Source organism: Gordonia sputi NBRC 100414, from assembly GCF_000248055.1.
GTDB lineage: Bacteria > Actinomycetota > Actinomycetes > Mycobacteriales > Mycobacteriaceae > Gordonia > Gordonia sputi.
In genome coordinates this window covers 24,493-44,717 of sequence record NZ_BAFC01000065.1, presented here as the reverse complement: position 1 = coordinate 44,717, position 20,225 = coordinate 24,493, and the positions used below count along the sequence as shown (strand labels likewise).

19 protein-coding genes are annotated in these 20,225 nt (G+C 66.4%); 9 read left to right on the top strand and 10 right to left on the bottom strand.

Going from position 1 to position 20,225, the window contains the following annotated elements:
• Positions 1 to 41: 41 nt before the first annotated feature.
• A complete protein-coding gene (locus tag GOSPT_RS11190) occupies positions 42 to 785 on the top strand; it encodes a VOC family protein (RefSeq protein WP_005206146.1) in 744 nt (247 codons plus the stop codon).
• An 85-nt stretch (positions 786 to 870) separates the two neighbouring features.
• Here GOSPT_RS11190 and GOSPT_RS11185 read toward each other — a convergent pair whose 3' ends face one another.
• Positions 871 to 1,941, bottom strand: coding sequence for a winged helix DNA-binding domain-containing protein (locus GOSPT_RS11185; protein ID WP_005206142.1), 1,071 nt, complete (start codon positions 1,939 to 1,941; stop codon positions 871 to 873).
• 132 nt (positions 1,942 to 2,073) lie between these two features.
• Here GOSPT_RS11185 and GOSPT_RS23890 point away from each other — a divergent pair, with 132 nt between their 5' ends.
• Positions 2,074 to 2,223, top strand: coding sequence for a hypothetical protein (locus GOSPT_RS23890; RefSeq protein WP_168431376.1), 150 nt, complete (start codon positions 2,074 to 2,076; stop codon positions 2,221 to 2,223).
• A gap of 266 nt (positions 2,224 to 2,489) precedes the next feature.
• Entirely contained in the window at positions 2,490 to 3,119 is a 630-nt protein-coding gene (locus GOSPT_RS11180; protein ID WP_005206140.1) for a superoxide dismutase, read from the top strand.
• 666 nt (positions 3,120 to 3,785) lie between these two features.
• Here GOSPT_RS11180 and GOSPT_RS11170 read toward each other — a convergent pair.
• Together GOSPT_RS11170 and GOSPT_RS11165 are read right to left on the bottom strand one after the other, a co-directional pair.
• A complete protein-coding gene (locus GOSPT_RS11170; RefSeq protein ID WP_039855677.1) occupies positions 3,786 to 4,532 on the bottom strand; it encodes an energy-coupling factor transporter transmembrane component T family protein in 747 nt (248 codons plus the stop codon).
• On the bottom strand, positions 4,529 to 6,664 hold the full coding sequence (locus GOSPT_RS11165) for an ABC transporter ATP-binding protein (protein WP_051993859.1): 2,136 nt from the start codon (positions 6,662 to 6,664) through the stop codon (positions 4,529 to 4,531). The genes GOSPT_RS11170 and GOSPT_RS11165 overlap by 4 nt, the downstream gene beginning before the upstream one ends.
• A 163-nt stretch (positions 6,665 to 6,827) precedes the next feature.
• Between GOSPT_RS11165 and GOSPT_RS11160 the strand changes: the two genes are divergently transcribed.
• From GOSPT_RS11160 to GOSPT_RS11150, 3 genes are all read left to right on the top strand, one after another.
• Positions 6,828 to 7,352 carry a hypothetical protein gene (locus GOSPT_RS11160; RefSeq protein ID WP_005206128.1) on the top strand — a complete coding sequence of 175 codons (525 nt, stop codon included), beginning with the start codon at positions 6,828 to 6,830 and terminating at the stop codon, positions 7,350 to 7,352.
• A 119-nt stretch (positions 7,353 to 7,471) separates the two neighbouring features.
• Entirely contained in the window at positions 7,472 to 8,200 is a 729-nt protein-coding gene (locus GOSPT_RS11155) for a TMEM165/GDT1 family protein (protein ID WP_005206126.1), read from the top strand.
• Positions 8,201 to 8,319: 119 nt separating this feature from the next.
• Positions 8,320 to 9,081 carry an SDR family NAD(P)-dependent oxidoreductase gene (locus tag GOSPT_RS11150; protein WP_005206125.1) on the top strand — a complete coding sequence of 254 codons (762 nt, stop codon included), beginning with the start codon at positions 8,320 to 8,322 and terminating at the stop codon, positions 9,079 to 9,081.
• A 24-nt stretch (positions 9,082 to 9,105) separates the two neighbouring features.
• Here the strand turns inward: GOSPT_RS11150 and GOSPT_RS11145 are convergent, their stop codons facing one another.
• The 3 genes from GOSPT_RS11145 to GOSPT_RS11135 are packed head-to-tail and all read right to left on the bottom strand — an operon-like array spanning position 9,106 to position 11,402.
• Positions 9,106 to 10,287, bottom strand: coding sequence for an MAB_1171c family putative transporter (locus tag GOSPT_RS11145; protein ID WP_005206124.1), 1,182 nt, complete (start codon positions 10,285 to 10,287; stop codon positions 9,106 to 9,108).
• Positions 10,288 to 10,298: 11 nt separating this feature from the next.
• The gene (locus GOSPT_RS11140) at positions 10,299 to 10,841 is read right to left on the bottom strand and encodes a hypothetical protein (protein ID WP_005206123.1); all 543 of its coding nucleotides are present in this window, start codon (positions 10,839 to 10,841) and stop codon (positions 10,299 to 10,301) included.
• Positions 10,842 to 10,862: 21 nt separating this feature from the next.
• Positions 10,863 to 11,402 carry an XRE family transcriptional regulator gene (locus GOSPT_RS11135; protein ID WP_372495430.1) on the bottom strand — a complete coding sequence of 180 codons (540 nt, stop codon included), beginning with the start codon at positions 11,400 to 11,402 and terminating at the stop codon, positions 10,863 to 10,865.
• 312 nt (positions 11,403 to 11,714) lie between these two features.
• On the opposite strand from GOSPT_RS11135, the gene GOSPT_RS24555 reads away from it, so the two are divergent.
• The gene (locus tag GOSPT_RS24555; protein WP_005206121.1) at positions 11,715 to 12,662 is read left to right on the top strand and encodes a hypothetical protein; all 948 of its coding nucleotides are present in this window, start codon (positions 11,715 to 11,717) and stop codon (positions 12,660 to 12,662) included.
• On the opposite strand, the gene GOSPT_RS11125 is transcribed toward GOSPT_RS24555, so the two are convergent.
• Positions 12,612 to 14,348, bottom strand: coding sequence for a TM0106 family RecB-like putative nuclease (locus tag GOSPT_RS11125; RefSeq protein ID WP_005206120.1), 1,737 nt, complete (start codon positions 14,346 to 14,348; stop codon positions 12,612 to 12,614). The two genes, GOSPT_RS24555 and GOSPT_RS11125, sit on opposite strands and share 51 nt — an antisense overlap.
• A 132-nt stretch (positions 14,349 to 14,480) precedes the next feature.
• Between GOSPT_RS11125 and GOSPT_RS11120 the strand changes: the two genes are divergently transcribed.
• Both GOSPT_RS11120 and GOSPT_RS11115 read left to right on the top strand, forming a co-directional pair.
• On the top strand, positions 14,481 to 15,173 hold the full coding sequence (locus GOSPT_RS11120; protein WP_005206119.1) for a DUF6474 family protein: 693 nt from the start codon (positions 14,481 to 14,483) through the stop codon (positions 15,171 to 15,173).
• Positions 15,174 to 15,276: 103 nt separating this feature from the next.
• Positions 15,277 to 16,059 (top strand): hypothetical protein, encoded by a 783-nt coding sequence (locus tag GOSPT_RS11115; protein WP_141630868.1) that lies wholly within the window; start codon positions 15,277 to 15,279, stop codon positions 16,057 to 16,059.
• 74 nt (positions 16,060 to 16,133) lie between these two features.
• Here the strand turns inward: GOSPT_RS11115 and GOSPT_RS11110 are convergent, their stop codons facing one another.
• From GOSPT_RS11110 to GOSPT_RS11100, 3 genes are all read right to left on the bottom strand, one after another.
• The gene (locus tag GOSPT_RS11110; RefSeq protein ID WP_005206117.1) at positions 16,134 to 16,985 is read right to left on the bottom strand and encodes an alpha/beta fold hydrolase; all 852 of its coding nucleotides are present in this window, start codon (positions 16,983 to 16,985) and stop codon (positions 16,134 to 16,136) included.
• A gap of 150 nt (positions 16,986 to 17,135) precedes the next feature.
• The gene (locus GOSPT_RS11105; protein WP_039855703.1) at positions 17,136 to 19,274 is read right to left on the bottom strand and encodes an ArnT family glycosyltransferase; all 2,139 of its coding nucleotides are present in this window, start codon (positions 19,272 to 19,274) and stop codon (positions 17,136 to 17,138) included.
• 121 nt (positions 19,275 to 19,395) lie between these two features.
• Complete coding sequence (locus GOSPT_RS11100) at positions 19,396 to 20,199, bottom strand: cyclase family protein (RefSeq protein WP_005206115.1); 804 nt, start codon at positions 20,197 to 20,199, stop codon at positions 19,396 to 19,398.
• Positions 20,200 to 20,225: the final 26 nt, after the last annotated feature.

The window sequence follows — 20,225 nt, the reverse complement described above, 5'->3', positions numbered from 1 at the left end:
GTCCCGACGCGACGCTGGTCTCGACCGTAGACTCGGGAGCCGTGGACATCCGGTGGCTCACGGCGTTTCTGGATTTTCCAGCCGACCAGTTCGGCGACGAGGTCACGTTCTGGCGTGCGATCGCAGGCAGTACGGTGTCACCGCCACGCGGTGATCACCGCGAATTCGCAACCCTCGAACCGTTCAGCGGCCACCCGCACCTCCGTGTGCAACGGGTCGGGTCGGGTCCGGGCGGCGTACACCTCGACCTCCACGTCGACGATCCGAGGCTGTCGGCGCTCGAGGCCGTCGAACTCGGCGCACACATCCGCGACGATCTGGGCGAATTCCTCGTCCTCGAATCGCCCGCCGGATTCGTCTTCTGCCTCGTCGATTGGACGGGCGAGTCGTCGAGGTCGCGACCGATCCGATGGCCCGACGACACGATCAGCATCATCGACCAGGTGAGCATCGACGTGCCCGCGAGCCTGTTCGACCGCGAACTCACCTTCTGGGCACAGCTCACCGGCAGGCCGACGCAGGCCACCTCGCGGCCCGAACTCGTTCGCCTACAACGTGATCCGCGCCTGGCCGTCGGAATCCTGCTGCAGCGAATCGACTCCGCCGGTCCGACATCGGCCACCGGGCACGTCGATCTGGCAGCGAACTCGGTGCAGCAGGAGGTGGCTCGCCACGAGGACTGGGGTGCGCGCGTCGTCGAACGTCTCGACAACTGGACCGTGATGGCCGATCCCGTCGGGCGGCCGTACTGCATCACGTCACGCAATCCGCGTACCGGCGACTGAACTGCGCGGCGGGACTGATAGCGAGCCAGGTGGGTCAGGGGCCCGGGTGGGTCAGCGGCTCGGGTGGGTCAGCGGCTCGGGTGGGTCAGCGGCTCGCCCGGAACTCCCGGAGGCGCTCGATCTCGGAGTCGAGTTCTGCGCGCTGCACCCGGGTCGGTTCGGAAAACAACTCGACGTCGACGTCGGGTCCGTCGCCAGGGCGCCACATCCCGGCGAGCCAGCCGTCGACGAGCACGAACCCCGGCGAGCGACCGTTGGGTGTGACAGTGCGTCGGTACGCGGCGTCGTCGGCGATCCGGTAGCGGTCGGCCTGCGCGACGAGGATGTGGTCGAAGGGTGCGATCAGCCGCACCGGCGCAGGCTCGTCGGGGTCGGCGAGTGGGAGGCCGTCGAGGTCGAAGAGGACCTCACCCGACGGCCCCTCCAACTCCACAAGTTCCCAATCGGCGGCCATCTCGTCGAGCAGTGGGCGTAGGCGCGTGAGCCCCGACCACGTCGCGATCGCCTTGGGCGAGGCCGGACCGAAGCCGCGAAGGTACAGGCGTATCAACTCTTTTCGAGCGTCGTCGCCGACGAGGGCCGGCTCACCGGGGCCGATCCAGTCGTCGAGGAGTTGGTAGGTGGGTGCGCCGCTGCCCTTCCACAGTCCGCGCGGGGGCACCTGGACGAGCGGCAGTCCACACCGCGCGTGGGCGGCGAGCGCAGCTGGGTCTTCGTCCGGATGCCGTTGCGCCAGTGCGCTTTTCAACTCGGCGCCGCTGAGTGCTCGCCCGCGAAGTAGTTCTGCTGCGTCGGCGTGGACCGCCTCGGGCGTCGACGAGACGAGCGCATGGCTTCGGTTCGCCCGCACCCCGGCGTCGATCGTCTCCTGCGCCAGAGCACGAATCCACCGCGCGTCGAGGCCGTCGAGTAGGAAGACGGTGCTGCGCAGGAGCGCGATCCTGACCACTTCGCGGTCGGTGAGCAGAGCGTCGAGCTCATCGGGACGAAAATCGTCGATCCGCGACGCGAGCGCATAGAAGGCGCTCGACGGATCCTGCGACTGGATCCCGACGATGCGGTCGATGACCTCGATGGCATCCTCGTCGACTCGGGTCAACAGATGCTGACGCGAGAGCAGTGTCCGATTGGCCCGCCTCGGCGTGATTTGAGTCATAGCGTGAAGTGTGTCTATTATTCTGGCTAATCGCACATCGCTGTGATGCCAGTCACTATTCTTGGTCCTGGTAGCACGCAGCCGGCAACACGCAGTCAACAACGAGTACCGACAACTCGGGACGAGGTTTTCATGGCCGTCAACGCTTCGGGACAACCACGAGTGGCGCCGACGCGTCGCGGCGTTCCGAACGCGGTCTACAACGTCCGGCAGTCGTGCGTCACCATTGGACTCAGCGTCGTCGCGTTGCTGGTACTTCTCTTCGCACTGATTCTCTACTGACCCAAACTCATTGGGGTGCAACACTTCTCGCTTCCGTCCGGCCTGCACGCGCCTGTCGCTACTTCAACTCGACTTGAGGTTTGTTGGTTCGTGTTTGTTGCATTCCCCCACTGTCTGGGGAAGGCTGGAACTACCCGCGCGAGCGTCCACAACACTCAGTAATGGCCCCGCGCGAGACCAAGAGCAGTAGCCGAAGCAGTGCCCGACGGTATGAGTGCTCGCAGGTTGAGCACAGACTCGACGGTTTGAGCAGAGAGAGGAAACCCGTGGCTGAATACACCTTGCCGGATCTTCCATACGACTACGCGGCACTCGAGCCGCACATCTCCGGCAGGATCATGGAGCTCCACCACGACAAGCACCACGCGACCTATGTGAAGGGCGCCAACGACACCCTCGCCAAGCTGGCGGAGGCTCGTGAGGACGGCAGCATCGCCGGAAAGGTCTACGGACTCTCGGCGACCCTCGCCTTCCACCTCGGTGGTCACACCAACCACTCCATCTTCTGGAAGAACCTGTCGCCCAACGGTGGCGACAAGCCGGAAGGCGACCTTGCCGCCGCGATCGACCAGCAGTTCGGCAGCTTCGACAAGTTCCAGGCGCACTTCACCGCCGCTGCCACCACGCTGCAGGGTTCGGGCTGGGCGATCCTGGGTTACGACACCATCGCAGGCAACCTGGTGATCCTGCAGCTCACCGATCAGAGCGGCAACATCCCCGCCGCGATCATCCCGATCGTGCTGCTCGACATGTGGGAGCACGCCTTCTACCTCGACTACCAGAACGTCAAGCCTGACTACGTCAAGGCTTGGTGGAACGTCGTGAACTGGGCCGACGCCGCTGAGCGTTTCGCCACCGCGACGAAGCAGGGCCCCGGCCTGGTCGTCCCGGCCTGATTTAGCGGGTACACACGCGCGAACCACACGCGGCGGCCACCTTCGGGCGGCCGCCGCGTCGCGTTGCGGGTGGGCCGCCGGACGCGCTGGTCGAGCGCGCCCTTCCGTTGGTCGAGCTTCCCTCGCTGGTCGAGCTTCCCTCGCTGGTCGAGCTTCCCTCGCTGGTCGAGCTTCCCTCGCTGGTCGAGCTTGTCGAGACCACCACACCGGTCGAGCGCGCCCTCCCGCTGGTCGAGCTCGTCGAGACCACCACAGTCGAGCTGCCCCCACGAGAGTGGTTTCGACTCGGGTGCTCGCTGCGCTCGCGCCCGCTCAACCAGCGAAAACTGAGGGCCGCTCGAGCGCGCACTCCTGCTGGTCGAGCTTGTCGAGACCACCCGCCTGTCGAGCGCACTCTTCCGCTGGTCGAGCTTCCCTCGCTGGTCGAGCTCGTCGAGACCACCGCAGTCGAGCCTCCCCCACGAGAGTGGTTTCGACTCGGGTGCTCGCTGCGCTCGCGCCCGCTCAACCAGCGAAAACTGAGGGCCGGTCGAGCGCCCCCCCCCGCTGGTCGAGCTTGTCGAGACCACCGCCGTCGAACTGGCCCCGCGACAGTGGTTTCGACTCGGGTGCTCGCTGCGCTCGCGCCCGCTCAACCAGCGGGGGGCTCGACCAGCGGAAACCCGCCTACAGCACGGCTGAGAGCGTGATCGCGGCGGCGCAGACCAGGGCCAGCAGCACGAGAGCGATCACGTCCCGACGGTGCGGGCCGGCGGTCGTCGCGGTGAGTCGGCCGGTGCCGCCGCGGGCGGTGATCGCCTCCGACATCTCCGAACTTCGACGCAGCGCCGACGACATCGCGGCGGTGACCATGTCCATGATCCCCATCTCGGCGGACGGGTGATCCGACCGCCCCGACGTCGGCCGCAGGCGGTGGACGGCGACGAGTAATCGGATCTCCTCGATCAGCAGCGGCAGGCCGCGAAGGCACAGGGCGATGCACACGGCCCACTCGTCGACCGGCATCCTCAGCTTCCGCAACGGCCACATCAGTCGCGAGAGTGCAGGTGCGACCTCGGCCATCGGGGTTGTCCAGATGACCAGGATGGAACTCGCGACCAGCACCAGACCCAGCGCGGTGGCACGAAGGAACAGGATGATCGCCTCGAGGCCGAACGACGCGTTGACCGCAGCGCCGATGGCGATCAGTCCCCAGAACCACCAGGGCGGACGGGGAAGCGCTCCGACCGGAATTCCGGCGATGATGGCGGTGACGAGCATGACCCCCGCGACGAGCCCCAACGACGGCCAGGTCGGCAGCACCACGGTCATCAGACCCAGCACGAACACACCGATCAGCTTGGTGCCCGCCCACAATCGGTGAATCGGAGAGTCGCCGGGCACCTGCCGCAGCGGGACGGTCCGCATGCTCATGGCATCCCCCGTTGTGTCGTGTCTGGCCCTGTCGAGCTGTATCCGGGCGCCGCGTCGAGCACCAGCGTTCCGTCGGCCAGGCGCACGCGTCGGGTACACAGTTGGCCCAGCGAGGCGAAATCGTGGGAGATGATCACGATGGTCATACCCTCGGCGCGCAGTTTCGCCAGCAGTGCCACCACGTCGTCGCGCGCCACCGGATCGAGGCCTGCGAGCGGTTCGTCGAGGATCATCACCTGCGGTGCCCGCGCGATCAATCCGGCCAGCACGACGCGTCGCATCTGCCCACCGCTGAGTGCGTCGACCCGACGAATCGCCATCGTCCGCGGGAGTCCGACCGATTCGAGCGTGTGCGCGACCTCGGTCGTGCCGATCTTGAGACCGCCGACCGCCATGATGTCGTCGCCGACGTTCTGCTTCTGCAACTGCAGGCGCGCATGTTGGAAGGCCAACCCGACCTCGCCGACGTGTTTGCTCACCGGCTCACCCTGCCCCGGCCGTTCCGGGAGGTAGAGCAGGCAACTACCCTCGGTCGGCTCGATGAGTCCGGCCATGATCCACGCGAGAGTTGTTTTGCCGGAACCGTTTCCGCCGACGATCAACAACCCCTCGCCCCGATGCACCGTCAGGTTCACATCGTGGAGTGCATCCACCTCCCACGGCGATCCGCGCAAATACGTGTATCCGACGCCGTTCAGCGAGAGCACCGGTTCGCTCGTCGGCTCCGGTCCCGAGCCCACCTCACCGCTCGACACCTCATGCCACGACGCGTCGAGTTCGAACTTCGTGGCGGCCCCCGCCTCGGCCTCGTGCAGCTCCGACAACCAGTCCGGGCGGTACGGCACGATACGACCGGCGACGAGGTGCACGACCCGATCCGCCGCGACGGCCTCCAGCGCCCTGTGCGTGATCATCACGACGGCGATGCCGCGAGTGCGCGGAAGGTCGCGGAGTACCTCGAGGAGTTCGGCGCGACCGGCAGGGTCGACCATCGACGTCACCTCGTCGGCGATGAGCAGCGCGGGATCTCGAGCGAGAGCAGCCGCGATCGACAGCCGCTGCTGCTGACCACCGGAGAGGTCGGACGTCTCGCGGTTGCCAAGGCCTGCCAGGCCCACCTCGGCCAGCAAGCCGTCGACGTCGACCTCGGTTCCTTCCGGGAGCCCCCAGACGACATCGTCGGCGACGCGCGCGCCGAGCATCTGTGTCTCGGGTCGCTGCAGCACCATGGCTGTGCCGCCGTGCCTGCCCAGTCCCGCGGCGCCGGGTCGGTGCACCGCTCCGCTCGTCGGACGCCTGCCCGCCAGGATCTTCGACAGTGTCGACTTTCCCGAGCCGTTTGCTCCGACGACGGCGATGAACTCGCCCGGTTCGATCCGGAGGTCGATGTCGGAGAGGATCTCGGGTCCGCCCGGCTGGTAGGAGAATCCCACGTGATCGAGCTCGAGGGGCAGCGGCGCCACCGGCCGATCGTCGTCACCGGCGTCGTCGAGCGTGTCTTCGCTGGGGATGTCGGCGAGCCGATCGATCACCGCACCCAGAATCCACCAGGCCACCACCATCGTGATGAAGGTTCCCGCGGCGCCCATCACCCAGATCCACACCCACCAGTACTGCTCGATGCTGTCGCGTAGCCCGTTGATGCCGTCGGCCAACGACTGCGCCGACGGCACCTTCTCAATCCAGTTGGCGAGTCCACCGATGGTGTTCGTCGTCGCTTTGATCACCAGCTCGCGCAGCGGCACCAGGATGAGCAGCACCACAACCGACACCCCACCGATCAGAGGAGCCGCGATCGCCGACACCCCCAATAGCGTCGGCCATCCACGACCACGACGTTTGATCTCGCCGACGACACCTCCGACGACCGCAGCGGCCAGCAGTGACGTGGCGGCCCTGGTCCCGGCCATCGCGAAGCTCACGGCCGCGGTCGAAACGGTCGCCGCAACCATCGCACGGGGCCGCGTACGCGCCCCGATCAGCGCGAGCGGAACAGGCGCGAGCACACGAACAGCACTGGCCAGCGGGATGACCGATCCGATGACGACCGCGGCGACAGCGAGTCCACCGAAGATCGCGATCCAGGCGATCTCGAGCGGACGCAATGCGCCGCGAGTCTTCACGCCGGGCATTTCGGACGGTGAGTGCACGTATCCATAGTGCCTGGTGACCCCGACCACGCCAGGGCCGCACCTGTCGTTACACCGTGTAAACGAAGCGTCACAACACGGCGCTTCGACTGGACGACGACCCGCAACGGGTGGATTCTCATCTCACGAACAGGGAGGTCAGAACATGCAGTCCTCTGTCCCGATCGGGCTCACACCGGTTCAACAACACGGGCATCTCAACGGAATCCTCATCTCCGGACGCTGGCCGGAATCGACACTCGAGTGGACCCAGACCCTCGTCGCCTCGGTGCGGATCGCGTGCCGCCCCGGCTTCCTACCGACTACGACGATCTTCCGCGTCGTCGAAGAACATCCCAATGACCTCGACGAACCCGCCGTCGGCATGATGGTGGCGATCGGGAACGTCGTCGACGACAGCTTCGTCGAAGCCGGCCGCTTCGACAGCAATCCACCCGCATTGGTGATGCTTCATCCACCGTCGCGCACCCGTCCGTCGCTTCCCGAATGCGCCGACGTCGCGTCCGGGTGTGTGTTGCTTCCCGGATTGCCGGAACTCGGTCTCGAGCACCGCGCCGGGTGGGCAGAAGCAGAAGCCGACGGCACGGTGGTCAACCTGCGCAACAAGGTCGGAATCGACCCCAACGCCGACCCCGACACCGCCGTCCTGGCCATGCTCCTCGTCGCCTGAGAGTGTCCGAAGCCTCGTTTCACGGGTGCCCGAACTTCGATTTTTGTGCCCCCTACCTGCACGAATATGGGTTTGCGATCTGTTGCAATCGCGTGTGAGGTCTGGCTAACCTCGACATCGTGATTGCTGCCCTCCTGTTGAGCTTCGGCGTGATCTTTGTCGCCGAGCTCGGCGACAAGTCGCAGCTGATGGCCATGACCTACGCGTTGCGTTACAAGTGGTGGATCGTTCTGCTCGCGATCACCGTGGCCACGACCGCGGTCCACGCTGTTTCCGTCTTCTTCGGCCATTTCCTCGGTTTGTCGATCCCGTCGAATGTCATGTCCATCGTCGCGGGCATCGCGATGTTGATCTTCGGCCTATGGACGCTTCGCGGCGACAGCCTCGACGACGCCGAGCAGGGCAAGGCCGACCGCGTCGGCAAGTCGGTGTTCTTCGCGGTGATGTCGTCGTTCTTCCTCGCCGAGCTCGGCGACAAGACGATGCTCGCCACCATCACGCTCTCAGCGCACAGCAACTGGCTCGGCGTGTGGATCGGTTCGACGATCGGCATGGTCGCCGCCGACGCCCTGGCCATCGCCATCGGCGCTCTCCTCGGCAAGCACCTACCCGAGCGGACCATCGCGATCGGCGCGTCCGTGCTCTTCTTCGCGTTCGCAGCGTGGTTGCTGTTCGAGGGTCTGCGCGACTCGTCGTCGGTCACGGTCATCGCGACACTGTCGGCGGTGGTGGTCCTCGCCGGTGTCGGGTCGTACTACATCCATCGGGTCCACCGCGCGGCAGCACTGGCCGCAACGGCACCCGCCGCCGAGCCCGCTCATAGCGGACATGCGTCTGACCAGCAGTGATCCCGCAGAGCCGGTAGTTTCCCGAGCGATCGGTCGGTTTTGGTAGGGTTTCCTACTTTCTGTGCTGAGTCCACCATTTATGGTGAGGCAGACCAGCTACCGAACGAAAGGCTCTCCCGATGGACATCTCCGGCTCTTCTGTACTCGTCACCGGCGCCGCATCCGGACTCGGAGCCGCGACCGCCGCGCGGTTCGCTGCCGCGGGTGTGCAGGTCTTCGGCCTTGATCTACAGCCGTCGATCGACAAGGCCGAGCCGACCGATGGCATCACCCTCATCCCCACCGACGTCACCGACGAAGCACAGGTGCAGGCGGCCATTGACACCATCGCCGAGGCCGGCGCGCCACTACGTGTTGCGGTCAACTGCGCGGGAGTCGGTTGGGCGTCGCGCATCCTGACCAAGGAGGGTCCGCACGATCTGGATCTCTTCCGCAAGATCATCGATATCAACCTCGTCGGCACGTTCAATGTCATGCGGCTCGCTGCCAATCAGATGAAGGACGAATCGACCGTTGACGACGACGGAACGCGCGGCGTCATCGTGAACACCGCGTCAGTGGCAGCATTCGAAGGCCAGATCGGTCAGATCGCCTATGCGGCGTCGAAGGGTGGCGTTCACGCAATGACGATCTCGGCCGCGCGCGACCTCGCACGCGTCGGGATTCGCGTCTGCACGATCGCTCCGGGAACGATCAGCACGCCGATGCTCGCGGGCATCACCCCCGAGTTCCAGAAGACGCTGGCCGAGGCCATTCCGTTCCCGCACCGCCTCGGCGAACCAGCGGAGCACGCACAGCTCGCGGAGTTCATCGTCGAGCACAACTACCTCAACGGCGAGACCATCAGGATGGACGGCGCACTGCGCATGGCGCCCCGCTGAGCTAGATGGCCGCCCTGCGCGGGGTCAGTCGCGAGCCTGGACCCCGCGCATGGTCGTCGGCACCTCGTGGCCGGGATCGACGTACGCGTCAACGTCCTCGGCCGCATCGGGATCCTCGCGCGCAGAATCCTCGACCACGAACCGTGACAGTCGGATGAGGGGTGCGGCCTCGGCGTCGAGTCCCGTGCCGTCTGCGGGGACCATCGGGCGCACCGGCCCCGACGCTCCGCCTTCGTCGCGGTAGGCCTCGACGGCGTCGCGCAGCATCGCGACCTTCACCTCGTCGTCGACGTCGTCGAACTCCTCGGGGACCAGCGGGCTCAACTGTGTCAGTGAGTCCCTGATCTCGACGACCTCACGGTGCAGGCGTTGTGTCGGCGATCTGCCCGCCTCCGGGAGCACCACCTCGGGGATTGCGCTCGTCAGGAGGCTCCACAACGGTTCGAGGGCGGCGGCGGCACGCCGATGGCGACGTCGTGCGGCCAGCTCGGTCCACCGCGAGTGCAGCATCGGAAAGCTGATGCCCACGAGAAATGCGACGATGCCGACGATGTCGAGGGTTCGCACCGCGATCAGCGAATTGACCGCGCCGATGAGGCCGCTCGCACTTCCGAGCACCGCGAGGACCTGCAGGACCGACGCAAAAGCGAGCAAGCCGAAGCCCGCGAGGAGCAGGCCGAGCGAGAACCGCAGGTACCCCTCCGACACGCGATAGAACTTGAACACACTGCGCACGCACGCACCGAATCCGTACGCGAGATACGCGCTGGCGATGATGTAGAAGAGCGCAAATCCCCAGTTCTTGAAGCTCCACTCGCTGACCGACGACGTCCGCAGCGAGTCCGGGGTGAACACCAGCGCAACCTGCAGACCGATCAATGCGACGACCAGCGGGAAGGCCTCGTGACCGGCACGCCGCTCGCGAGTGGCACGAGCGGTGGGAAAGAAGAACACGATGACCAACGCCGCCACGCCGAGTGCGAGCAACGCGTAGTACAGCCAGCGCGAACTGCCCACATAGACGTGCTCGTCGAGGTAGTGCGCGCTCGTTCTGGTGCTGACCACGAAGGCCAACGTCAGCGCGGAGATCGCCACCGTCATCGCGATGGCCTGAAGGCCCCCGCTACCGCGCCTGATCTTGTCCAGACGCCAACACAGCGCAAGCACGAAGGCGACGAGCGCGACCAGATTGATGATGTCGGTCATCTGAAGTCACCTCACAGCCAGCCTTTATGACCCCCGAGGAGCCGCTGTAGGCCCCGCACTTCTTTGTTGTCGGCCGTTGTCCCGACGCTGTTGCCCGCCGACTGTGCCCACGTCAGAATCATAGAAGCCAGCGTCTCGGCTTCCCACTCGCGGTCGTCGGAGTAGCACGTTCGACGCAGCGCGGCGTCGGATTCGTCTCCGGAGGCCGCCGGTGGGCCTGTCAGCGATGCCTCGCCGAGCATCTGGTGACCTGCGATGAGATGACCGAACTCGTGCACGATGATCTGATCTCTGTGCAACTGCGACGTGTTCTCCTGATAGAAGAAGTAGTCGGCATCTTTGGCCGCCAACCAGACACCATTGGGCATCCCCGCGGGCAGCGCGTACGGCAGTGGCCGGATCGGACGTCCACGCCGCTCGCCGTACCGCTCGCAGAGCTGGACGACGTCGAGCGGTAGGTCGAGGTCGAGGCCGTCGAGTGACCGACGAACAAGCGCCCACAGCGACCGCTGGCTGCGGCGCGAACCCTCATCGACCGACTTGTTCGACGTCACGGTGTCGCGGGGCCTGCAGTATCAGTCGTCGTTGGACAAACCGACGACGCGCAGGCGCGCCTCGATGGCGTCGACCTCGTCTTCAGTGAGACCGGCAGCTACGACGTCGGGCGGGTCCTTGGGCAGCCCCTGCTGCTCGCGCAGCACCTTGATCAGCTCGTTGACCACGGTCACCGAATCGCTCGACAGTCCGGCCAACCGGAATGCTGCAAGCTGGACGTCGGTGTCGGCCTGCAGCCGCATCAGATCAATCTCGTCGCGCGTACGCTGCGCTGCGCGATCTTCCAGGAAGTAGTGGACATCTACCCCGAAAGCCGCAGCGATTCCCTCGACCGTCCTGAACGACGGCGACTTGGCCTTACCCGAGCGAAGCTGACTGAGGTAGGACTCACCCAGCCTGAATCCGCGCTCCGTACTGCGAGCCGCGATCGCTTTGGCGCTGTACGCGCGTCCGTTTGGTCCTGGGACCGTACGAAACAGCTCTTCGAGCCGTCGAGCAAACAAACCCGGATCGACGGACGTGGAGCGTTCGTCGGACCCACCCCTACCGGCGTCACCCATGGGGTTATCCGTCCCTTGTGAAGTCATTCAACTCTCCGAAAGCCGACATTTGAACTTGCAAACATTAAAGCCCGACACGCATCCCCAATGCAACGATGGGCATGCTAGACGCACAGCGTTCCCCCACGTGCGAGCTGGCAACCAGCCATAACGCCAACACCTTACGGCCTTGTGGCATTATTCACAGTTTGATCACGAACACCTCCCCGCGGGTGAACATTTCATCTCGATCTGATTACAGGATCGAGGGTAATGCGGACCAGGGTACCGTTTACTCGGCCGTTCACGACAGAAAACGGACAGGAGCGCAGTATGGCGCATCGCGTCAGCAGCAACCGCCGCCCGAAGCGGTCGCGCATCCCTGCAGTGATTCTCGCACTGTCTGCCGTCCTTCTCTTGTCCATCGGCAGCGGCATCGGTTGGGCCGACGAACCCGACGACTCGGGGTCCGGAAACGGCGGTTCCGACCACTCCAGCTCGCACCACGGCGGTGACTACGGCGGCGGGGGGCACGGCGGCGGTGATCACAGCGGCGGGGGGCACGGTTCGGGCCACCATCACACCCACACCCCGACTTCACCGACGCCACCGACCCCGGTCGACCCTTCGGGCGGTGAGACCTCGACCGGCGAGAATCCGTCGACGACCGAGCGCGGGCCCACAACGCCGTCAACCCCCGGCTCCACGACTGACACCGGCACCACGACTGACACCGGCACCACGACGACCCCGGGCACCACAACCGAGCCCGGTACCACACCCTCGACAACCACCACGACCCACGCCGGCGCAGGTCAGGGTGGCAATCCACCGCCCAACCCACCCGCGGGCCCTGGACAGTCGAATCCGGGACCGTCGAATCTCGGTCCCAACCACAGCGCGCCCGGGCCGGCCGCGCAACCGCCCGCGGCCGCGTTCGCGGTCCCACTGGTCGCGCCGCCTGCCGCAGCACCACCGGCAGCGCCCGCGCAGCCCCAGAGTCCCTCGACCGGCGGCGGATCGTCGTCGAACAGTTCGCAGGCGGGCAGCAGCTCGGGCACACAGCAGGGCGGTGCGCCGTCGAACAATGGCAGCGGCTCCGCCGCGGCCGCCGCGCAGGCACCACCGGCCGCTGCGCCCGCGAAGTCGGGTGGCGTCAGCCTGAGCAGCTTCACGGGGTTCGTCGCCGACATCGCGCCGGGTGCACTGCTACTTCTCGGCGCCGTCGCGCTACTCGGAAGCGGTTCGTTCCTCGACGCTCTCCGCTCGACTCGCGCCTGAGCGTCGGAAAGCGAGAAGGTCGTCGGCAAACGGGAGCTCACCGACGGCCGAGCCGTCTCCTTCACCGACCGCCGAGCCGTCCATCCACTCGCGTAGGACCTTGGTGGCGAGCACGTCGTCTTCGTTGTATTCGAGCAGTCGGTCACGCTGACTCAGGTCGACGTCGACGCCACCGATCCCGACCGCCCGCCGGTACCAGTCCATCGAGGCCTCTCCCCCGGCTTCCGCATCGCGCCACCCGAAACCAGCAACGGGCGCAACACGTTTGAGCCCCTTGCCGTTCGGTGCGACAAAGTTGCGTCCCACCGCCTCGAAGATGTCGACCCACTCGTCCGACGCGATGAACTGCTCGACCTCGGCCCGCGTCGGCATGCCGGGCTCATCGCCGAACCGATCGGCAGACGCGCGTAACCACCTGTTCTCGGCCTGCTGCGAGTAGCAGTACGCGGCGAAGGTCTTGCCCGCTGCGTGGGCGTCGGCGCGCTCGGCCATCAGCCACGTCCAGAACTCGGCAAACGCCCGTCCCTCGTCGGCCGTCGGAAGCGGCGTCCAGGTGGCGAAGCCGCGATAGACGACGTCTCGAGCGGGATCGGTGTTGTCCGTGAGCAGGGTGCCCCACAGGTACGCGCCGTCCTCTCCGAAGCTCTCCATGTCGACGTCCACCTCGACGTCGGCTCGGGCCACGGTCGGCTCCTCGACGCGACGGACGAGTGGAATGTCGGCGAGCCACGCAATCGCGCAGATGACCGCGTCGTCGAAGCTCTGGTTGGCGGGCCAGTCTGCGGGCGGGTCGCCGTCGTAGCGGGCGAGTTGATCGATCGTCGTGATCCCGATCGCACGCAATGCGTCGCCCTGGTTGCCGTTGGCGACGAGGCTGACATCTCGACGTTCCTCCAGCTCAGGGCCGCAGCGCCCCCACCACGGACACCCGCGACACTCACCGATCCGACGCGGCGTCGTCGCGATATCTCCCGCCGCGACGTGCTGCCTGCGATCGAAGACCTCGCGATATTCGGGAAGCGACGTCCCGACCCTGTGCACGACGATGCAGTCGGCGTCGAGTCCGATGACCCCTGCGCGCAACTCGTCTTCTTCGACGTCGGGCGAGAGCCCCTCGTCGAGGAGCATCTGCGTCAGGTGTGCCAGTCGTAGCTGGTCGCGGCGGTTGCTTCGGGGCGAGCGGAACGGGTCGGGCGCCGGAATCCACCCCCACAGCGGACTGGTGACGAGGGTCGGTACCTCGCCGGTGTGCAGACGCGGGTTCTTCGCCGGATACGTCACGCGATGGTTCACCACAATGATCGGGATGTAGCCCGACGCCGCGTCGTCGGACTCGCCGACGCGCAGCAGGAGCTCTGAATGCCCTCGTCTGCCGTGTACACGGTCGGTCGGCAGCGTGGCATTCCAGATCCACCGCGCACCCGACGAGCATGCCTCTCGGGTGGCGGCAACGCGCTGCGCGTGCGGGCCGTCGTCGACGACGACAAACGTGTTCGACGGTTCGCCGCTGTGGAGTCCGAGCAGGAAGTCGCGGATGCGTTCACGTCGCAGCTGCGCAGACTCTTTGCGACGGGCCGCCTCAGGGGTGTCTGCCCGGTCGCGGACGAGGTCGGGATGGCTGAAATCCAGGGCGACCCGATGCTCGCATCCCGCCAGGTCGCGTGGATGCAACACGGCCGCGGCCACACCCCACCTCGATTCTCACCGGCTCATCAGACATCTGGGCTGTCGATCGCACCGCCGGTGTGACGGATGTGATCGGTCTGTATCGAGCCTATGCAATGCTTGTAGCAAACTGGCGCAGGGAAAGGTGCCCGCATGGGATTGTTCTCGTCCGACGGTAAGACTCGTGCTCAACGACGCGCAGAAACCAAGGCCCTCAAAGCCAAGGCGAAGCTCGACGCGAAGCTGGCTGCGAAGGACAGGCGCAGGGCGTCCAAGGAGCTGCACAAGTCGCGCACGAAGATCGTCGAGAAAGAACTCAAGGCGCAGCGCAAGACCTTGAAGGCCGAGGCAAAGGCGGCTCAGAAGGTCGCGAAGGCCGAGGCGAAAACCGTTGCCGCGAAAGCAAAAGCCACTGCCGACGCCAAGCCGTTCAGCCCCGCAAGCGTCAAGCGATTCCTCACCGTCGCACGCCTGGTCGCGCCCATCGCAGTGCCCGTGATCTACCGCGTCGCGGTCGCCGGCCGCGGCAAGATCACCGAACTCCAGGCCAAGCGCATCGGCGTGTCGCCGGCGCAGTTGGTCAAGTACTCGGGCAGCGGCGCACCCCTGCTGGCTCGTATCGACTCGCTCCGCACGTCGCTGCAGAAGGTGTCGGCGCAGGACACGTCGTCGGATACCAAGCAGTTCGTCGACGCCATGACCGCCCGCCTCGACAATCTCGCCATCGCCGTCGAGGCCGCCGAATCGATGCCGCCGCAGCAGCGCAAGACCGCACACAGGGCGGTCGAGAACGAGTTGAGCGCCATCGACGCCGACATCATGGCCCGACTCGGCGTCCGCACGTAGCGACACCGCACGTCGACCCACGCGCGGCGTCGAACATCTCTGCTGCTTCGACGCCGCGCCTACGATGAGGACCATCCAGACCGACCCCAGGGGGCGTCCCGACATGACAGACCCGACTTCCGGCGAGACACCATCCGACGACGCGTCGCGCAAGCCCGCCGCCGAGACGAACGACGCCGCCAAGAAGGCTGTGCCCCCACACGCGTCCGCCGCTGCGAAGTCGCCTGCTGAAGAGTCTCCCGCTGAGGCGTCTTCAACGCAGGAGTCCCCGACCGAGAAGTCCCCCGCGGCGAAGAAGTCAGCGCCCGCCAAGAAGTCCACGCCCGCGAAGAAGGCGCCTGCAGCGAAGAAGAGCGCGCCTGCCAAGAAGACTGCCGCGGCGAAGAAGACCACCGCAGCGAAGAAGAGCGCTCCGACGAAGAGTGCCGCGACACCGTCGGCGGCAAAGAACGCCGCGAAGAAGGCTCCTCCGACCAAGGCCGCGGAGAAAAAGGCTCCCCCGAAGAGCACTCCCCCCGCGACCACTCCCCCTGCTGCAGACGAACCGACATTGTTCGAGGCAGAGGCGCCATCGGCCCCGGTTTCCGAGCCGACGAGCGCCCAGGAGTCTGCGCCGACAACCACGTCTGCGCCAACCACACCGCCGGCGACGACTGCACCTGCATCCGCGCCGACGACCCCAGCGCCCGCGGCACCGACGGCCTCCGATCCCGTTGCCGAATCCGACGCCGCGAGAGCAGGTTTCGCGCGCATCAGATCGGGACGGACCGAGGTTCCCGCGGCCAATCCGGCGATGCCCATCGCGTTCGGCGCGATCACCGGTGCCCTTGCGGCACTCGCCGTCGCGTTGCTGATCGTGCTGCGTTGGCGACGGCACCACCAGTAGCTCTTCAGCCCGCCGGTAGCCTCTCGGCCCGGCAGCCATTCCTCAGTCCGGCAGCTTCTCAGTCAGTCAGCTTCTCAGTCCGACAACGACTCCGCCCGCGCGGTGATCGCATCGGCGATCGCCTCGGGCGCGCGCTGCGGCATCCAATGGTCGACGCCCTGCAAGACCACGAATTCGTATGGGGCGTCGATGAATTCAGAGCACGCGCGCGCACCCGCCTTACTCAAGAAGTGGTCCTTGTCGCCGTAGAGGTAGGTGGTGGGCACCCGCACCTTGTCGTTCGCGAGCGAACCGATCGACGAGAACCGCATGGCGCGATACCAGTTGATCCCTCCGGTGAGCGCACCGTAGTCGACGATCTCGCGTGAGAGTCGTTCGGAGAAGCCGGGATACATCTCGAGTCGCCCACCGCCGTGCTTCGCGCCATACGCAATGACCCGCTCGGGCACCTTCGGCAGTTGGAAGAACCCCATGTACCACGATTTCAGCGCCTGTCCGCGGGGCATCGAGCGCAAGAAGGCACCGGTGTGCGGAACGGCCAACGTCGTCAACGTGGCAACCCGATCGGGGTGACGGGCCGCAACCGAATACGACACTGCCGCGCCCCAGTCGTGTCCGACGAGGTGGAAGCGCGGCGCGTCGAGCGCGTCCGCCAAGGCAATGACGTCGTCGACGAGTTCGCTGATTCGATAGTCGCGCACCGACTGTGGTCGCGCGGCGGGCGAATAGCCACGCTGATCGGGTGCAACGGTACGCAGTCCGCGCTCATTGAGTAGCGGTGTCACGTCCTCCCAACACGATGCGCGTTCCGGAAAGCCGTGCAGCAGGATCACCGGAATGTCCGACGCCGCACCGGGTATCGGACCGGAATCGACGACGTCGAAGGTCCATCCGTCTCGGCTGAACTCGGTGATCTTCTCGATCATGGCTCTCCAGATGCTCGGTCGGATACTGTGCGGTCGGATACGGCCTGGTGCGCGTGCGTACCGTCTGACGACGTCGGCGACCCACCCCCGCGCTCGGCGCGAAAGGTGGGCCGCCGATGGTGCTCTGACCCTACGTCAACTAGTGGTGCGTCACGTCAGCTTGTAGACCGTGGTGCCTCCGACCGTGGTGGCAGTGAAGTTCTGGGCCACCCAGGTGGAGATCGCAGAGTTGCCTCCGGGACCACCCTGACCGCCGCCGATGTAGTACGCGATCTTGCCTTCCTTCACGTACTGCTTGAACTCGTCGAGCGTCGGTGCGGGATCGCCACTCCATCCGCCGATCGCCATGACCGACTTACCCGTCGCAATCTCGATGTTCGCCGCCGACTGCGAGCCGTTGGTCGCCGCCGCCCAGGTGCTGTTGGTGCTCTGCAGCAGCTTCACCAGTTCGGCATTGGTCGACGACTCGCCGCCCGGACCGCCCATACCCATGCCGCCACCGAACGAGCGCGTGCTCTGGGTTCCGCTGCGCGACTGAGTTCCGCCGTTCGACTGGGTTCCGCCGTTCGACTGGGTTCCGCCGTTCGACTGGGTTCCGTTGGGAGGCTGACCCATTCCCGGCTGTCCCGAACTCGACTGCGCGGTGCCGTTCTGTGCGGCGCCGTTCTGTGCGGCGCCGTTCTGTGCGCTGCCGCCTCGCGAGCCGCTCGGACCGCCCCCGCCCGGTCCGCCCATGCCGCCCTGGACGCCGTTCGTCTGCACGGCCGTCGGGATCGACCCGTGGTGTGCCGTCGCGGCAGTGGCGATCGAGAATGCCGCTGCCCCTGCGAATCCCGCGATCGCTCCCGCGATGACGGAGGCCACGAACAGCTTCTTCAGTCCGAGCGCACCTCCCACGAGCACACCGATCACGGCGAGCACGGCCACGACGCCGATGATCCACCGGCACCAGACCGGACCCCACTCGTTGCGGTTGAGCAGGACGATCGACCACCCTGCGGCGAGACCGATCATGGCGCTCAACGCAATTCGTCCGTCCCAGTTGGCGCGACGTCGCCACGCGAACACCCCACCGAGCGCAACCATCGCGGCAACAGCAGGCGCCAGAGCCACCGTGTAGTAGGGGTGGATGATGCCGCTCATGTAGCTGAAGATCATCGCGGTGACCAGGAGCCAGCCACCCCAGGCGACAACCGCGCCCGCCTCAGTGCGATGAATACCGTTGCGATAGTTGAAGATCGGGAAGCTGCGGATCATCAGGTACACGCAGAAGGCGATGGCGAAGAGCGCGACAGGGAGCAACCATGAGATCTCGTTGCCCATCTCCGAGCTGAAGAGTCGACTCAGGCCCGTCGATCCGCCGAAGGAACCTCCTGCGCCGCCGCCACCGCCGCCAGGGCCTCCGCCCGAACCGCCGCTGATGCGTCCGACGCCGTTATAGCCCCAGACGAGGTCCATGAACGTGTTGTTCGTCGAGCCGCCGATGTAGGGACGTGAGCTGGCGGACGTCAGAATCGTCGCCACCACGAACCATCCGGCCGACACAACGAGAGCCACAGCCGCGACGATGAGTTGCCCAATTCGCTTGAGCCAACCGTTGTTTGCGAACAGCAGGTAGGCGAGCCCGAATGCAGGCAGCACCAACAGGCCCTGCAGCATCTTCGTCAGGAAGGCGAAGCCGAGCGCGACACCCACCAGCGCCAGCCACCGGCCGGAGTTCGTCGCGATCGCCCGTGCCAGGCAGTACCCCGCGGCAACCATCAAGAGCACCAGCAGTGCGTCGGGGTTGTTGAAGCGGAACATCAACGCGGCCGCAGGGGTGAAGGCGAGCACCGCGCCAGCGATCAGTCCCGCGGCGGTCCCCTGCCTCGGATCGGTGATCACTCGACGCATCGTCGCGTACATCAGCGCCACCGCCGCGACGCCCATCAGCGCCTGCGGCACCAACACGGCCCAACTGTTCATGCCGAAGATGCGCACCGAGAGTCCGGTCACCCACAGCGACGCCGGGGGCTTGTCGACGGTGATGAAATTCGACGGGTCGAGTGCTCCGAAGAACCACGCCTTCCAGCTCTGCGAGCCCGCCCACGCGGCCGCCGCGTAGAAGGTGTTGCCGTATCCGCTGGCGGAGAGATTCCACAGGTAGAGCACCGCGGTCGCCACGAGGAGTCCTGCAAGCGCGAACGGACTCCACCACACCGGACGCCCGGCCAATCGGCGACGCCTGGGCGTCGGTGGTGAATCGTCGGCGGGCGGCGATACGTCGCGCCGCTCCAGAACTGCGGTCATCATTCCTCCAGAATCTCGGTGTGAGGCAGAAGTCTCGGTTGGGTTCGTCTACCAGAATCCGAGACCCCGCTACCGCGACCCTGGACCCTCGCTGGGAGAAGTCTGTGAACGCGGGCGTCCGTCAGTCGACGAGTGCGAGCACCCTCGCCGGACCACCCGTTCCGCCCGCGAACCGAGGCGCTCCCACGACGACGCGCGCACCCGCGGGCGGAACGTCCGTCAGGTTGGCCAACGCCTCCACCGCGTACCGCCCGGCACCGAGAATCGCTGTGTGCGCGCCGACGCCGCCCTTGATGTCGACGCTCAAGGTGTCGGTCCCCAGCGCCGACACCCCCCGTTCGGTCACCAACATCTGCGCCGCGGCGGGATCAAACCCTGGCGCGTCGGCTCCGCCTGTCGCGGGTTGCCACCCGGAATGCAGCGCCACCAAGGCACGCGCCGGAATGCGACCGTGAACGCGTTCGTACCCTTCGACGTCGCGTTCTGTCAGGACCGCCCGCCGATTTCCGCGCGCAGCGGCCGCGATACTGATCACCACCAGCGGCACCACGAGGTCGCGCGCCGGTATCGCGTCGACCGTTCGCCCGCCTGCGATCTTGTGCGCCGGGGCGTCGACGTGGGTCCCCGAGTGCTCGGCGAACGACATCCACCTGGTGGCGAAGCCCGAGTTGCCGGGCCCGACTCGGGACGTCTGCACGCTGACCACCGGCGGGTTACCGGGCCACATCGGGAAGCCCGGTCCCAGTCGATGGGTGAGGTCGACGACTCGCGTCGCACCGGGCTGAGCCGAGGCGCGCGCAGGTCGCGACGCAATACCGACCCCGGCCGCCGCGGCGCCGGCCGCAGCGGTCATCTGCAACGCGGTCCGACGACTGAACCGCCTGGCTTCCTCGTGCGCATGCCGCACCACGTCGTCGTCACACATAGCTGCCGTCACACATAGCTGCCGTC